The organism is Pusillimonas sp. ANT_WB101 (assembly GCF_008369125.1).
Taxonomy (GTDB): Bacteria; Pseudomonadota; Gammaproteobacteria; order Burkholderiales; family Burkholderiaceae_B; genus Allopusillimonas.
Genome location: NZ_VOAY01000003.1, coordinates 298,933 through 313,633, shown reverse-complemented (window position 1 = coordinate 313,633; position 14,701 = coordinate 298,933). Strand labels below are relative to the sequence as shown.

Sequence of the window (14,701 nt, the reverse complement as noted above, 5' to 3'; positions counted from 1 at the left end):
TTATATCGGAATGGATGATTAATATGAGCGCTGCGGAAAATGATGGGCATTTGATGGACAACCCTTTTCTACAAGGACTAGGAATACGACTCGCGCATTGGGAGCTTAAGGAGTGCCGATTTATCCTGGATATTGACGCGCGACACCTTAATCGTCAGAGGAACCTGCAGGGGGGTGTTGTCGCCACATTGCTGGACGCTGCCTGCGGATACGCTGGCCTTTACTCCGCACCCAGTGAAACACAACAGCATGCTGCTACGATTGCTTTGACGATAAGTTACATTGGCAAAGTACGCGAGGGTCGCGTCGAAGCCATAGGCAAATTGATGGGGAAAGGGCGGAAGATTTATTTTTCTTCCGCAGAATTGCGAAATGAGGATGGTGAGGTTATTGCAACGGCACAGGGCTCATTCAAGCGGGCAACATTTGCTGCAGAGGCCTGATGCTACAGAAGCATCTCATAATGCAATTCCAGGTAAGGCTTAAGCTTCTTCAGGCTGGTAGTCTCTTCTAGCAGGGCTTGCAAGGCGGTGGTTTGGGTCTGGGTTTCTTTCAGATGCCTGGTAATAGCGCGTTGTGTCGCGGCAGGCGTCTCCTTGTGAAACCGTCGATATAAAGCGCCAGTTATTGGGTCTTCGTGCAGAATGCGTTCTTTCTCATCGCATAGGTGCCGATATTGCCGTTCAAGCAATTGGGTGGCACCATCAAGATCCTCTCCCAGCTCTTGCAATGGCGACTGGCCTACATACTCGATGTAAAAAGAAAATATACGTGGAATGTCATTGGTGTTTCGAGCCTGAATTAGTTCGCCCATTAAACGGTTCTTATTCTGGCGTTCTGTTTCATCAGGCTCTTTGTCCGGATGCAAAATACCAGCGACTTTGCGAAACAACTTATTCATTGAAGAAGACTTCATAAGGCGTTTCAATGCCAAGCTTTCGTCATAGCGCTGCTGATCATGAGCCCGCTCATGCTCGAAGTATGCCCCGTCGGCATCTGCTTCATCTGCGTTTTGCCCTGAGCCACTTGTCTTGCCGGCTTGCTCAAACTTGGCAAACAATTCCTCAAACAGCTCCTCGCTAAGGAGATCTTCCTCGTCGCTGGGGTCTGCAGCATATTCCGAATCGGGATAGGTGACAGCCAACGCATCTTCCAGACCCTGATGAATGGGCTCCATGTTCAGATGTGAGCCAAAAGGGTTGTTTTGCATAATCTGCAGATATTGACCCACCCATTCCAGCAGCGTTTCGCGTTGCCACCGCGCCAGAGACTTTCTGCTGAAAAAAGAAAGCAGATGAAGACAGAGACCGTACATGACGTCCATGTAAGCCTTTTCCTTGTCCCGAATGCGTGCGCGTGTAGCCTGGGCAAATGCTTGGGCATCCTCACGGAACCCATCATTTTCCTTCTGCTGGTTGGTCACCCGGTGCCAGGCCTGATCAAAACGCTTCTCCTGGGGAGACTGTGCTGTTTTACTTGCCTGCGGAGTGACGTTAGTAGTGGTAACTTGCATCTAAAGAATTGTAGGATAAGTTTGAGCTTGTATGTGTTGGGTGTGCCAGAGAAATATTGTATTCACATTCGAGCGGAAAGTCGTTGGGTTCGGCCGCCCGAAGCCCTGTTCGTCTTTCAGGTGCTCAAACTGCCGGAGTCAGAATTGCCGCTTGGTACGCAAGGGTGCGCTGGCTTGTCATCCGCTTAATTGCGAGGGCCATATCATGTATTGGTGCCGTGCCAAGAAGACTGGGAAAAGGCATTAAGCGGGTGATGCTGTTATGGAAGGCGTGCTACAGCGCTGATCTTTACATACTGCCAATAATCCTCAAGCAGCGCCGTGCAACGAGCCTGAAGAAAGTACTTTAGTTGAGTGATTGTCGGTGTCAGCCGTGAGCGGTCCGCACAAATAAGATTGAGCGGTGAGGGTTCGCAATGCATTGGCGGGAAGATCTCGACTAACCGGCCAGCGCGCAGATCCGGAATAAGGTCCAGACGCGATTTGTAAATAAGCCCTTCGCCCGCAACAGCCCACCGGCGGACGACCTCCGCGTCGTCGCTGATACGGTCGCCGGACACGGCTACAGTCTGGTTACCTTTCGGAAGCGTGAAACACCACCGCTCATGAAGTTGCTCGCTCCAGACGAAACGCAGGCAGTTGTGATTTCTAAGGTCATCTACACCGCTTGGCGTACCAGCACGTTCCAGGTAAGAAGGTGCCGCGCATAGCGCGCGCCGGTTATTTTCGATGAGTGGCATGGCCACCAATGATGAGTCTGATAGTGCGCCGTAGCGCACGGCAGCATCCAGAGGATCTCGCGTCAACGCGGCGGCCCGGTCACTCATGCGCACGTGTAAAGACAATGCCGGATGCTGATGCTGGAACTCATCGAGCCATCCCAATAACAGGTTTCGTCCGAAGTCCGAAGGAACCGAGAGGCGAAGACTTCCAGACAGGGTGCTTTGATCGCTGGCTACGGCGCGTTGGCCTTGCGAACGCGCCTCAAGCATTGTGCGCGCAAAGGGCAGATACCGCTCCCCCTCCGCTGATAATTGCATGCTTCGTGTTGATCGAACGAATAGCCGGGTGCTCAGCGCCTTCTCAAGCCGCTGCACTGCGGCACTCGCGAGGCCAGGGGCGATATTGAGCTGGCGAGCTGCCTCGGAAAAACTTCCCGCATCGACCGCCTGTACAAAGATATGGATGTCATCGAGTCGGATCATTTTCTTTAAAAAACGATAAGTGTTCCTGATATTAGCCCATGTTTCCGAAAGAAGAGGATAGACATAATGTAAGCCTTAGACCAAACATGGAGCACACTTATGAAAGCTGTTGGCTTTTACCAAAACCATCCGATTGACCATTCCGAGGCTCTGCAAGACATTGATGTCAGTACTCCTGAGTTGCGCGACCACGACCTTCTTGTGGAGGTGAGAGCAGTCTCCGTGAACCCAGCGGACACCAAAATTCGGGCTCATGGAGATGTACCAAACGGGGCCCCACGCATTTTGGGTTGGGATGCCGCAGGGATTGTTCGGGCGACGGGGCCGTTGGTCACGCGTTTCAAGCCTGGCGAGAAAGTTTGGTATGCGGGTGACATTACTCGACCAGGTAGTAATAGCGAACTGCATGCTGTCGACGAGCGCATCGTGGGCCCGATGCCTCAGTCGCTGGACTTTGCGCAGGCAGCGTCCTTGCCGCTGACAGCAATCACTGCATGGGAGATTCTCTTCGACCGCCTGCGGGTCCATGAGGCCGATCCCACCGAAAGCGCCGTCCTCTTGGTTACGGGCGCTGCAGGTGGTGTGGGGTCCATTCTTACTCAGCTCGCGCGCCGCTTGACCGGCATTACCATCATCGGAACTGCCTCACGCAAGCAAACACGAGATTGGGTTCTGGCGCATGGCGCCCACTACGTTATCAATCATCGCGAGCCCTGGGCGCCGCAGTTGTTGGAGCTGGGCATCAAGGAGGTTGATTTTGTTTCTGGCCTCAACGAAAGCGCCAGCTACGTACCTCAGATCGCAGCGATCATGCGACCGGAAGGCAAATTCGCGCTGATCGACGACCCGAAAGATCTCGATATTGGACCATTCAAAACCAAGTCAATTTCAATTCATTGGGAGCTGATGTACACGCGCCCGATATTCACTACGCGTACCCTTTCCCGGCAGCACGCGTTGCTTCGCCGCATGGCCGAGCTGGTAGACAGGGGTGATGTCGTGCACACGCTCACCCGCCGTATTGATGGCCTTGATGCCGCGAGCCTCGTGCAGGCCCATGCGCTGGTAGAGGCGGGCAACATGATCGGTAAAGTCGTCGTTGCCGCTCAATAATTTATCAACATCAGGAATAGCCATGAATTCACACACCAATACTCTGAGCCTGGAACAGGCCCATGAACTGCTCGCACATGCCCGCCAGGCATGCTCTTTACGTGGGTTTGCCGCTACGATTGCTATTACCGATGCGGGGGGCCACTTGCGCGCTTTTGAGCGTGCCGACAGCGCTCCCTTTTTGACGGCTGAAGTTGCCATAGATAAAGCATGGACAGCAGCATCGTTTGGTTTGTCTACTTACCAGTGGAATCAGTACATGAGCGACCCAATGGTGGCGCCGTTGGCTCAGCATCCGCGGCTCATGGCCGTGGGTGGCGGTGTGCCAATTGTCTTGGATGGCAAACTTGAAGGTGGCCTTGGTGTCTCAGGCGGCACATCGGCGCAGGATCATGAAGCCGCCGAGGACGCACTACGGGCGTTTGGTCTTCTAGCCTAAATTGCTTTCCACGTAATCGTTATATTTACGTGCCATGGATAAAGGAGAACAACGTGGTTTCTGCTTACATCGTATTCATTCGCGCATCCAGCTTCGACGTGGATGCGCTTGCTCGTTAATCATCTTTGGTGGGGTCAACTTTTGCTGGACAAAACGTTAAGTTCCGTGCTGGCCATTCTTGTTGAGGGTAGGGTGTAAAACGGAGTAATAAAGTCTGTCGAATTAGCAACTCAAGACATGTTTCCAGTTGACAATATTGATGATGAACTTTGTACGTTCGAGTAAGCGCGCCAGAGATGACGGTCACACGCAGGTTCGCTCCCGCTTCTTGTCGCAGACCTTCGGAGGTCGCTCTGACGGCGTTCTTGAGGTCAGCATAAACAGCCATCGTCGGCAGGGTCTTGATGCCAGCGACCTGCCTCCAAAGTTGGGTACAAAATCATGTAGAGTCTGTTTAATTGCCCAAGTCTTAGGGGGCAGATAAAACCCGAGGTGCTTCAGCTGGCATTTGGAATGGCGTCAACTTGTCTGTTGTTAATGGGTCAACTATTCATGATAAAATTTAGCGATTAGCGGCTGGCTTCACGCAATGTTGTCTCTGTACGCTTGGCAATAATGCGTACCCTGAGTACTTGATTAAAATCTGCAAATACTGTCAACGACCACTGTTGTGGGCTTGTAGAATACATATACACAGCGCCACACGGGTGATAATAAATAGATCCTGTAATAATGCGCCCTGGTCTTGACGGTCTCAAAAGACACGCAACTGGTGAGTAAGGTCTAGCTTAATTCCAACAAGAACCAAGATCTTATCCACGACCAAGAAACTTTAGGGGCTGTATGAATCAGGTATCAACAAACCTTGACAGAAATCGACCTCGCAACGATGGTAGCGGCAACATGGAGGTTTTGACTGCTGCCGCAGAGAGTTTCATGGAACGTGGGTTCCACGCGAGCAGTATTGACGACGTGGCGCGCCGGATCAGTTCTACCAAAGGCCGGATATATCACTATTACTGTTCAAAAGTAGATTTATTTTTCGATGTGCACCGCGAAGGGATGCGTCGAAACTTCGCGGCGATCGCACCCGCCATGGCACAAGAAGGAACGGGAGCACAACGCCTCTCACTGATGTTGAAGCAATATGCGCTCTCCATGATGGAGAACCTTCCTTTCGAGACGGTGGTAGTTCAGGGCGTGCACATGTACCGGATAATTGCCACAACACCCGCACAACGGTGCGTCTTGGCCGAGCTAATGGCAATTCGGAACGATTTTGAATCGTTGTTCAAAACTGTTGCACTCGATGGCGTCCAGGACGGTTCGCTGCAGATATCCGACGTGTCGATCGCGATCAAGGCTGCCCTCGGCTCCATAAGTTGGCTTGTTGTATGGTACCGTCCGCGCCCAAATGAAACGCACCATGATCGGCTCATTTTGGCCGACAAGCTTGTTGAAAGTCTGATGAACGGTTTGAGTACTCGGGTTTAGTATTCTCGACCTTAGAGTAGCTGTTTCCCTCCAGGCGTTCATGTATGTAAGCGCACGATGAACCTTGCATTTATACACAAATTTATATAAATATCTCACAAAGGTTTGTAGCTGTGAGGAGTAAGTTCATGCCTCGCCCAACCAGGATTTTATTTTCTATAGTTAATAGCAAACTGTCCGATGGCTAGCTAATCAATTGGCTATTTAGCCGATTCGGTGATAAGCGGTTGGATAATCGCATTGAACGTCTGATGAAACACTTGTGAAATGGCGTCGGTAACAGTCTGCCATTTGCGTGTCAGGATTGGGCAAACACAAAAGCTGTTTATCGGTTCTTATCGAACGGAAAAGGGACAGGTGTCGCGCGTCAACTATCTTGGCCGGCCAAGTTAATTCCCGCTGAACAAACAGTAGACAATATTTTGGCCAGTCAATATGAAATAAGTCTGAAGGATGCCTGACTTCTGAATTCAGGCATCCCTTCCGACTCATCAACAAATTGGAAAAGACTTGGTTTTTTTGAATTTGCCTGGTGATAGGCTAAAACACGAGAGTTGTTCCCATCAACATCAGAACTATTTTGAATCAACCAGAGGGCATCCACCTTCGGCTAACGGTCGAAACGCCTTGTCACCTGGAATTGTCCGTAGTATTTTGTAGTAATCCCAACGGCCTTTTGATTCAGACGGCGTTTTTACCTGTGCCAGGTACATATCGTGCACAAGACGACCGTCAACACGTAGATAGGCATTGCGTGCAAACATATCATCGATCTTCATGTCGCGCATTTGCCCAACCACCGCCTCTCCTTCGAGGCTACCACTGGCCTCCACACCTTTCAGAAAATTCAGCACGACCGAATAAACGCCAGCCTGTGCCATCGTCGGCATTTTTCCATCGTTGTGAGGCGCAAACCTCTTGGACCATGCTCTGGTTTTTTCATCCATATCCCAGTAAAAACCGGTCGTAAGCAGCAAGCCCTGAGCCTTATCCAGCCCGAGGCCGTCGACATCGGAAATAAACATTAGCAAAGAAGCCAGTTTTTGGCCACCCGTAATCAGGCCAAATTCATTCGCTTGCTTGATTGCCGCAGTCGTATCTCCCGAAGAATTCGCTAAAGCTATCATTTGTGCTTTTGATGACTGCGCCTGCAGTAAAAAAGAAGAGAAATCGATTGTTCCCAGTGGATGACGCACGGAGCCTAAGACTTTACCGCCAGTCGCTTCAATTGCGGCCGTAGTATCGCGTTGCAAAGCAGAGCCAAATGCATAATTAGCAGTCAAAAAATACCAGGTTTTCTCACCAGATTCGGTCAACGCTCGTCCCGTACCATTAGCAAGCGCATAAGTGTCATAGGTCCATTGCACTGTCGAGGGAGAGCAATGCTTACCAGTGAGATCAGAGGACCCACCCGTTGAAATTAGGAAGGCGATATTGGCTTGACGCGTGAGGTCCTGTACAGCCAGCGCCACAGAGGAAGTCGGAACATCGACTACTGCTTTGACGTTTTCTTGGTCTATCCATTTGCGTACAATTGCAGAACCAATATCTGTCTTGTTCTGGTGGTCCGCTGATATGACTTCTATAGTGCGTCCCAAAACTTTGCCACCAAAATCATCTACAGCCATTTTGGCAGCCTCAACAGAGCCTTTGCCAGACAGGTCAGCATTCATTCCTGATAGATCAGTCAACACACCGATACGTATCGGATCGATCGCCTTAGCTTGCATTGATACTGTGAGTACCGAAAGTGTGAATAATACGGTAAGTAAACGGCTCATAAAACTCCTCCAATTAACAGAACGTCTGCATATAGCAGATCTATTTATAACGAGTAATGCTCTAAAACACAGCTTCCACAACATGGCCCAACCGGCTAACGCTTATTTAAAGATTGAATTATTCAATATGGGTTGTCGACAGTTGCCGGCATCGTAAAAATTGATCACACTGAGCATGTGCTAGGTCGATAGGAAATACTTGGGCGTCAATCGCAGCGATTGTCAGTTGAGGAAGGCTCGCCCACGCTCGGCACATAGATTGCCCTTCGGCAAACGTCCGCTGCATGATCAACGGTTCGTTATTTGCCCATAGCGCGCGATCAGAGAGATCAATGCCTGCGCAAAACATTTTCGCAGTTCCGGTTAACACTGCTACGCGTAACGTATCGTCTCTTTCGAGTTGACGTGCAGCCTCAGTGGGGGCGCGAATCGAGACCAGATCTAATGCATTGGCTTTCTTGCCCCTGTCGAAACTCACCGTTGCAACAACGCCATTATGTTCAATTCGTAGCATTATGTCTGAAACCTCTTCGAAACGAGGCATGTACTTCACCTCTTTTTCTACGGTCTAGAATATACTAGCAGGCAGTTACGTACTACCTAGTATGTTTGTTTATTGTCAACGATTAACCTCTAGGTTGGCAAGCGAAATGTTCGTCCGAGCACCTGAATAACACAGTGGGCCATCCGAGTAACTTAGTAGATCTGGCGTAATAGGCAAAGATGTCACCGAGTTTTTTAAAATCTTTCCTGAGATGGGAAAGGAAGCCCGAACGTTACTGGTTTGCTCCAATCGCTGCCAGCCTGTAGGTCTTCAAGCGCGTATCAGGCACAAAACGATCCCATAGCTCGTGCAAGCTAATCCGCATACTTTCCACATGCTTGCAGGGCGTTTAGCCAGGCGGTTGCGTTCGAGGAGGTAGCGAAGGCCTGAAAGTTCAACACAGCTTACTTATACAGATCTGCGTAGATATCATTCTGGAGACAGCCCATGAAGACAGAACACAATACGGTGATCCCAAGCCGTGAGACATGCGTATTACGCTACATGCTGGAATCACATGCGCAAAATACACCGGATAAGATTTTTGTAGTATTTCATGGTGGTCCGAGCTGGACGTACGCGAAAACGTTGCAAATGGTTCAGGCACGGGCAGCCACTTTGCTCGCCGAACATGTACGCCAAGGCGACAGGGTTCTATGCTGGCTCGGCAACGGCCCCGAACTACTAGTTACCTGGTTCGCTATTAACTATATTGGTGCCGTCTACGTGCCCTTGAATACAGCATCCAAAGGAAAGCCCTTGGGACGCATACTCAATAACGTCAAAGCAACATTGATGGTTGCACAAGCCTCACTGGTCGGTCGTCTAGAGGGTATCGACCACGGTGATTTGCAACGCATACTCACTGTCGATGGTGAGCCTCCTAAAACTATTCCAGATTTCTCCTGTGAACAGTTAATCGACGTCAGGGATGTTGACGTCGACGCTCTCTCGACAGAAAAGCCCATTGAGCCTTGGGATACTCAAGCAATCATGTACACGTCTGGCACAACCGGCTTTCCAAAGGGAGTTGTATCCTCGTACGTGCAGCTTTATACAATGGGACCAGATGCTTTCGACTGCATCGTAGAAGCAGACCGCTGCATGATCGCAGGCCCCATCTTTCATTGTGGAAGCACGCTGTACGTGTACGCGATGCTGGCCTGTGGCGGATCCATTGCGATGATGAAGGCGTTTCAGACCGCAGAATTTTGGGATGCAATACGCGAAACGAAAAGCACAGTGGTTTTGCTGCTGGGTGTCATGGCTAATTTTTTATTGAAACAGCCACCTTCTGATCAAGATACTCAGCATCCATTAAAAAAGGTGTTTATCGTTCCTTTTGGCGATGAGGCAGTCAAGTTTCGTGATCGATTTCACGTTGACCTATACACCGTATATAACATGACGGAAATCGCAAGCCCACTTAGTGCTGGTCCGGGAATCTCCAAATCTGGGCTGTGCGGGCAGGCACGCCCCTGGTTCGAGTTGCGTGTAGCTGACGCGCAAGATCAAGCAGTTTCTCCCGGGGAAGTTGGTGAATTATTGGTTCGATCACATCGACCATGGGCGCTCTTTTCGGGATATTTTAATGATGCTGAAGCGACTGTACAAGCAACTCGAAATGGGTGGTTCCACACTGGGGATGCATTCAAAGAAGACCAAGATAATAATTTCTATTTCGTCGATCGCTTCAAAGATATTATCCGACGGCGTGGTGAAAATATTTCTTCGTTTGAACTTGAAGGCGAGATATGTAGTTATCCTGGAATCCAGGAAGCAGTGGCCATTGCCGTGCCGAGTGAATACAGCGAAGAAGAGGTACTCGCCGTCATCACACCGATTGCGGGCGCCTCACTAGATCTTGCGAAGTTAGTCGTATTTCTGGCAGAGAGGTTGCCACATTATATGGTTCCTCGTTATATAAGAATAGTTAATGAATTACCGAAAACTGCTAGTGGGAAACTACAAAAGCACAAACTTCGCACAGAAGGGTTGACCGCAGACACTTGGGATCGGGAGAAGGCTGGCTTAACCCTAAAACGGGCCTTATAAGGTTTTATATGAGAATGCCCATACGGTAACAGTAACAGGCAGCCAAGGGTAATCCGCCCCTTCCAACCCAGCGGGACAAATCAGGCAGCGGGCCATCATGTGCGGCTCAGGGGTATTTGTACTCCTAGCTCTCGTTAAATTCTTGAAGCCCGTAACTTCTTATTTAGACTGGCAGGCTTATCTACACACAGCAGAGTGGAGACTGGGTTATTGCTAATGATACATCTCGGTCAGTAATGGACAAGCCTGTGCCTCATCGGTATGCGTCCGATAAACACACATTGAGGCGATGGCTTGAATAAGAAAGGCTAAAGTTATCTATATACGGTTCAAATAGAATAAAGTCGCCGCCTCATATACTTATGTGAGCCATTCCATGTCGTTTACGCTGCTGCGTCGCAGAAAGGGCCGGCGGCATCGACGGCCATCACAGATAGCCGCCCGCCATGACCTTTCAGTATGTCTCAAATTTCTTCATGAAAAGCCGCCAAATTAGTGTGGATCAGTCGCGAATAACGCACGGCACACAAGCCCATAGCGGTGATTTCCAACCCTCGATTAGTCCGAAGAAACAGTTGCACTCCCAGCGTGGCTTCAATTTAGTTTAGTGCTTTGGTTGCATCGGGCTGGGATAAACCTACCGCATCAGCCGCTTTCTGCACGGTACCAAGCTCATGCAGGGAAATCAGCAGGCGCAGTTGGCGCATGCGCAAATCGAGTAATAATGGAGCTGAGGGAGGGTAAACCCGGCATAAGCGTTAGTTATGAGCGCATCAGTAGTTGTCATTAGGCCAAGCGAGCACATATCGTTATAGTTGGTAATCAGTGTGACATCTCACTACTAATACTATATAGGCAGTAACAAATATGGCGCTTATCAATTATATTACTCAGGTGCAGTTCGGCTTCGGAAGCGTTCGTTTATTAAGAGATGAGTGTGTCAAACTGGGGATAAACCGTCCGCTGATTGTTACAGACGCGGGCATACGAAAAGCCGGATTGTTAGATCAGGTCCAGCAATACCTAGATTTACCGGCAGTGGTATTCGACCAGACGCCCCCGAACCCCAGTGAAAGTGTAGTACGTGCTGCCGTCGCGCTGTATCAAGAAAAGAATTGTGACGGCGTTATTGCACTCGGTGGCGGTTCATCTATTGATCTGGCTAAAGGGGTTGCCGTCTGCGCAACCCATCCGGGGCCTCTGCGCGAATTCGCCGTTATTGAGGATGGCTTAAAACGTATCACTGCCGCAACGGCCCCGGTCATCGCGATCCCCACCACGGCGGGCACAGGCAGTGAAGTAGGGCGCGGCGCCATCTTGATTCTGGATGATGGCCGCAAGGTCGGTGTGATATCTCCCTTTGTCGTGCCCAGGGTTGCCATTTGTGATCCAGAACTAACCTTGGGACTACCCGCCGGCATGACGGCAGCAACCGGCATGGACGCTATTGCACACTGCATGGAAACTTTCATGGCCCCTGCATTCAATCCGCCCGCAGATGGTATTGCATTGGATGGTCTGCGTCGCGCTTGGGCACACATTGAAATCGCCACACTGGAACCTGGTAACCGTGACGCTCGCCTGAACATGATGAGCGCCTCTATGCAGGGTGCCTTGGCTTTCCAGAAAGGCTTGGGTTGCGTGCACAGCCTGAGCCACGCTCTGGGTGGTATCAACCCGGTCCTGCACCACGGAACCCTGAATGCGATCTTGCTGCCTGCAGTGATTCGCTTCAACGCAAGCGCCGACACCATGGTCAGTGAAAATAAACTGGCTCGCATGGCGCAGGCAATGGGACTGCCCGCTGATACCGATGTCGCCCAGGCCGTATACGACATGACTGCGCGTCTGGGGCTACCTACCCGCCTGAGCCAGATCGACGTAGGTGAAGAACTATTTGACCGCATAATTGAGGGTGCCTTGGCTGATCACAGCCACAACACCAATCCCTTGGACGCAAGTCGCGACGACTATCGCCGCTTGCTCAAAGAGTCGCTCTAATTCTTAGCGATTAACTAAGGACGGCAGAGCAATGGATATTTCAATTATAAGAAAATTATGACGAGAGAAAATGACGTCCATATTGCGCAAAAAACCTGTTATTTGGGCTCGGAGGTGCTGGACGAACCCCTGTATGGGCCTTTTCGCCCCTCATGGACGCCTTTCTCCCGTTTGCGCCAACAATCGACGCCGCGCCATCCACAGGTTACTCAGCCCAAACAGCGTAAACAATTGAGCCGTGTTCTTGGTCAGCCCGCGATAGCGCACTTTCATATGGCCGAAATGGCGCAACGGCGAGACGTCGTAGAGCGACTCCGGCATAGCTGGGTCCGAGTGGGCAAACCATTGCTGCATGAAGTGAATGAGCAGCATCGCCTGCAGCGCGTCAGGGCGTCGGCCGATAAATATGGGGGTGATCAATGAACTCCATTTTCCCCGAAGGGGGACTTGTTCAGAGTTTCCTTAGACTAACCAAGGCGGGACGCACTCTCAATGAAGTTTAACGATTCCGTTATTGGCCTGATCGTCATGCTTTTTGGCGTGGCCATGTTCCTTCGGGCCAGCACCTTCCCCAATGCGGGTGGCTTAGACTATGGTGCTTCGCTCTTTCCGTCCATTATCGGAATCGGCTTCGTGATTTCCGGTTTGGTGATGGTCTGGAACGGGGTCCGTGCTCGCCTTGTGTCAGGGCAGCGATGGGTACAGTTTGGTGAGTGGGCGAGATCCCCACGAAATATCGTCAGTATGCTTCTAGTTCCCGTAGCAATAGTTTTCTACATGGCATTTGCGGCGAATCTCGGGTTCTTCATAACAAGTCTACTCATACTTGGCGCCTTCATGCTGTGGTTGCGCGTTCATTGGGTTTCTGCACTTCTAATTGCGGTGGTTGCCACGCTATTTATAGATGTGGTTTTTGCCAAATTTCTTCTTGTGCCGCTACCCTACGGTTTCTTTCAACCAATCACCTGGTTGCTCTAATCATGGATATCTTGCTGCAGGCAGTTGATCTGGTATTTACGCCAACGGTTCTCCTTACGATACTGTTGTCGGGTATGTTTGGCCTCTTTGTTGGCGCCATTCCGGGTCTTACGGCCACGATGGCCGTGGCTTTGCTGGTTCCAGTCACGTTTTTCATGGATCCGCTTCCGGCCATCGCATCCATCGTGACAGCCACAGCCATGGCGATCTTTTCGGGGGATATTCCGGGGGCGCTTCTGAGAATACCGGGTACTCCGTCGTCGGCAGCTTATGTGGAGGATGCCTATGCCCTCACCAAGCAAGGTAAGTCCCGCTACTGTCTGGGCGCCAACCTGTCATTTTCAGTCGCTGGGGGCCTATTTGGTTGTCTCATGCTGGTCCTCTTTGCGCCGATGCTTGCGCAAGTTGCGTTGCGTTTCGGGTCGTACGAGTATTTTTGGCTTTCGCTCCTGGGGCTCTCGTGTGCCGTATTCATTAGTCCTTCATCACTCGTGAAAGGACTCATCTCGCTGCTGATTGGTCTATTCATCGCCAACGTCGGGCTAGATATCATGACAGGGTACCCACGCTTTACATTTGGTAGTGCAGATCTTACAGGTGGCGTGAGCTTCATCCCGGCGATGATCGGCCTGTTCGCGGTATCGGAGGTCATTCGGGGAATGTCGGTGGTGGGAGGCTTGCCACGATTACCGCACCAGAGCGGGAGCGTGTTCCGCAAAGTTCCCGGACTCTTCAAACGGTATTGGAAGAACTATATTCAAGGTAGCGTTCTGGGCGTTTTTATCGGGGCACTTCCTGGTGCAGGCTCTGATATCGCCGCGTGGATCAGCTACGCCGTGAGTAAAAAGCTATCAAAACAAAGTGAGAAGTTTGGCAAGGGGCACATTGAGGGAATCATTTCATCTACCTCGGCCAACAATGCTGGCCTGAGCGGCGCTTGGATTCCTGCACTGGTATTTGGGATCCCCGGGGACTCCATTACTGCGATTGCGATTGGCGTTTTGTACATGAAGGGCCTTAACCCGGGGCCAATGATTTTCATACAACAGCCCGAGACCATCAACGCCATATTTATTATTTTTCTCTTGGCAAATGTCCTTTTGTTGCCGCTTGGCTATCTTGCCATTATATCTGCAAGCAAGGTGCTGGCCGTACCAAGAGAGATACTCATGCCGCTCGTACTGATTTTCAGCATTGTCGGCGCGTTTGCCATCAACAACAGCGTGTTTGATGTGGGCGTCATGCTGGTCATCGGGATCTTGGCTTATGTGCTGGAAGAGAACGATTTTCCCCTGGCGCCCATCATCCTGGGGATGGTACTGGGACCCATTCTAGAGCGGAATTTCATGTCATCCATGCTGAAGAGTAATGGTGATCTCTTGTCATTTTTTGAGCGCCCGATTGCCGCAGGCTTGGGCGTCGCGACGATTGCCCTTTGGTTCTTGCCGCTTCTTATAAAGATTTGGATGAGACATGCTCTTCGAAACAAACCGCAGGCTGTGTAAAGAATTTTATCAAAAAAGAAGTACTTACTTTGTTGTTGTAACAACGTGGTTTTAACTTCATAACGACCAGGAG

13 protein-coding genes and 3 pseudogenes are annotated in these 14,701 nt (G+C 50.7%); 9 read left to right on the top strand and 7 right to left on the bottom strand.

All coding sequences use genetic code 11. The features are described from left to right. The first annotated feature begins 23 nt into the window (after positions 1-23). Positions 24-443: a PaaI family thioesterase gene (locus FQ179_RS14145; protein WP_149397956.1), complete on the top strand. Its 420-nt coding sequence runs from the start codon at positions 24-26 to the stop codon at positions 441-443. Between the two features lie 2 nt (positions 444-445). Here the strand turns inward: FQ179_RS14145 and FQ179_RS14140 are convergent, their stop codons facing one another. Both FQ179_RS14140 and FQ179_RS14135 read right to left on the bottom strand, forming a co-directional pair. Continuing rightward, complete coding sequence (locus FQ179_RS14140; protein WP_149397955.1) at positions 446-1,513, bottom strand: hypothetical protein; 1,068 nt, start codon at positions 1,511-1,513, stop codon at positions 446-448. A gap of 260 nt (positions 1,514-1,773) precedes the next feature. Continuing rightward, a complete protein-coding gene (locus FQ179_RS14135) occupies positions 1,774-2,718 on the bottom strand; it encodes a LysR family transcriptional regulator (RefSeq protein WP_149397954.1) in 945 nt (314 codons plus the stop codon). A gap of 99 nt (positions 2,719-2,817) precedes the next feature. Between FQ179_RS14135 and FQ179_RS14130 the strand changes: the two genes are divergently transcribed. The 4 genes and pseudogenes from FQ179_RS14130 to FQ179_RS22945 all read left to right on the top strand — a co-directional run. Next, positions 2,818-3,831 (top strand): zinc-binding alcohol dehydrogenase family protein, encoded by a 1,014-nt coding sequence (locus tag FQ179_RS14130; RefSeq protein ID WP_149397953.1) that lies wholly within the window; start codon positions 2,818-2,820, stop codon positions 3,829-3,831. 22 nt (positions 3,832-3,853) lie between these two features. Next, a complete protein-coding gene (locus tag FQ179_RS14125) occupies positions 3,854-4,270 on the top strand; it encodes a heme-binding protein (protein ID WP_149397952.1) in 417 nt (138 codons plus the stop codon). Between the two features lie 843 nt (positions 4,271-5,113). Then, entirely contained in the window at positions 5,114-5,764 is a 651-nt protein-coding gene (locus FQ179_RS14115; RefSeq protein ID WP_149397951.1) for a TetR/AcrR family transcriptional regulator, read from the top strand. A gap of 281 nt (positions 5,765-6,045) precedes the next feature. Then, positions 6,046-6,225: pseudogene (locus FQ179_RS22945) on the top strand (transposase DNA-binding-containing protein); the annotation flags it as partial. Between the two features lie 114 nt (positions 6,226-6,339). Here FQ179_RS22945 and FQ179_RS14105 read toward each other — a convergent pair. Together FQ179_RS14105 and FQ179_RS14100 are read right to left on the bottom strand one after the other, a co-directional pair. Then, positions 6,340-7,545 carry an ABC transporter substrate-binding protein gene (locus FQ179_RS14105; RefSeq protein WP_149397950.1) on the bottom strand — a complete coding sequence of 402 codons (1,206 nt, stop codon included), beginning with the start codon at positions 7,543-7,545 and terminating at the stop codon, positions 6,340-6,342. Between the two features lie 118 nt (positions 7,546-7,663). Further along, positions 7,664-8,089 carry an enoyl-CoA hydratase/isomerase family protein gene (locus FQ179_RS14100; RefSeq protein WP_149397949.1) on the bottom strand — a complete coding sequence of 142 codons (426 nt, stop codon included), beginning with the start codon at positions 8,087-8,089 and terminating at the stop codon, positions 7,664-7,666. A 447-nt stretch (positions 8,090-8,536) separates the two neighbouring features. Here FQ179_RS14100 and FQ179_RS14095 point away from each other — a divergent pair, with 447 nt between their 5' ends. Further along, positions 8,537-10,144 (top strand): AMP-binding protein, encoded by a 1,608-nt coding sequence (locus tag FQ179_RS14095; RefSeq protein ID WP_149397948.1) that lies wholly within the window; start codon positions 8,537-8,539, stop codon positions 10,142-10,144. Positions 10,145-10,743: 599 nt separating this feature from the next. Here the strand turns inward: FQ179_RS14095 and FQ179_RS22740 are convergent. Continuing rightward, positions 10,744-10,851: a LysR family transcriptional regulator gene (locus FQ179_RS22740; protein WP_255474995.1), complete on the bottom strand. Its 108-nt coding sequence runs from the start codon at positions 10,849-10,851 to the stop codon at positions 10,744-10,746. A gap of 160 nt (positions 10,852-11,011) precedes the next feature. Here FQ179_RS22740 and FQ179_RS14085 point away from each other — a divergent pair, with 160 nt between their 5' ends. Next, complete coding sequence (locus FQ179_RS14085) at positions 11,012-12,145, top strand: iron-containing alcohol dehydrogenase (protein ID WP_149397947.1); 1,134 nt, start codon at positions 11,012-11,014, stop codon at positions 12,143-12,145. Between the two features lie 150 nt (positions 12,146-12,295). Here FQ179_RS14085 and FQ179_RS14080 read toward each other — a convergent pair. After that, a pseudogene (locus FQ179_RS14080) lies at positions 12,296-12,433 on the bottom strand (IS5/IS1182 family transposase); the annotation flags it as partial. A gap of 5 nt (positions 12,434-12,438) precedes the next feature. Beyond that, positions 12,439-12,544 (bottom strand): annotated as a pseudogene (locus FQ179_RS22940) (IS5/IS1182 family transposase); the annotation flags it as partial. A gap of 93 nt (positions 12,545-12,637) precedes the next feature. Here FQ179_RS22940 and FQ179_RS14075 point away from each other — a divergent pair. Together FQ179_RS14075 and FQ179_RS14070 are read left to right on the top strand one after the other, a co-directional pair. Next, on the top strand, positions 12,638-13,123 hold the full coding sequence (locus FQ179_RS14075) for a tripartite tricarboxylate transporter TctB family protein (RefSeq protein WP_149397946.1): 486 nt from the start codon (positions 12,638-12,640) through the stop codon (positions 13,121-13,123). Positions 13,124-13,125: 2 nt separating this feature from the next. Continuing rightward, positions 13,126-14,628: a tripartite tricarboxylate transporter permease gene (locus tag FQ179_RS14070; RefSeq protein WP_149397945.1), complete on the top strand. Its 1,503-nt coding sequence runs from the start codon at positions 13,126-13,128 to the stop codon at positions 14,626-14,628. Positions 14,629-14,701 lie beyond the last annotated feature (73 nt).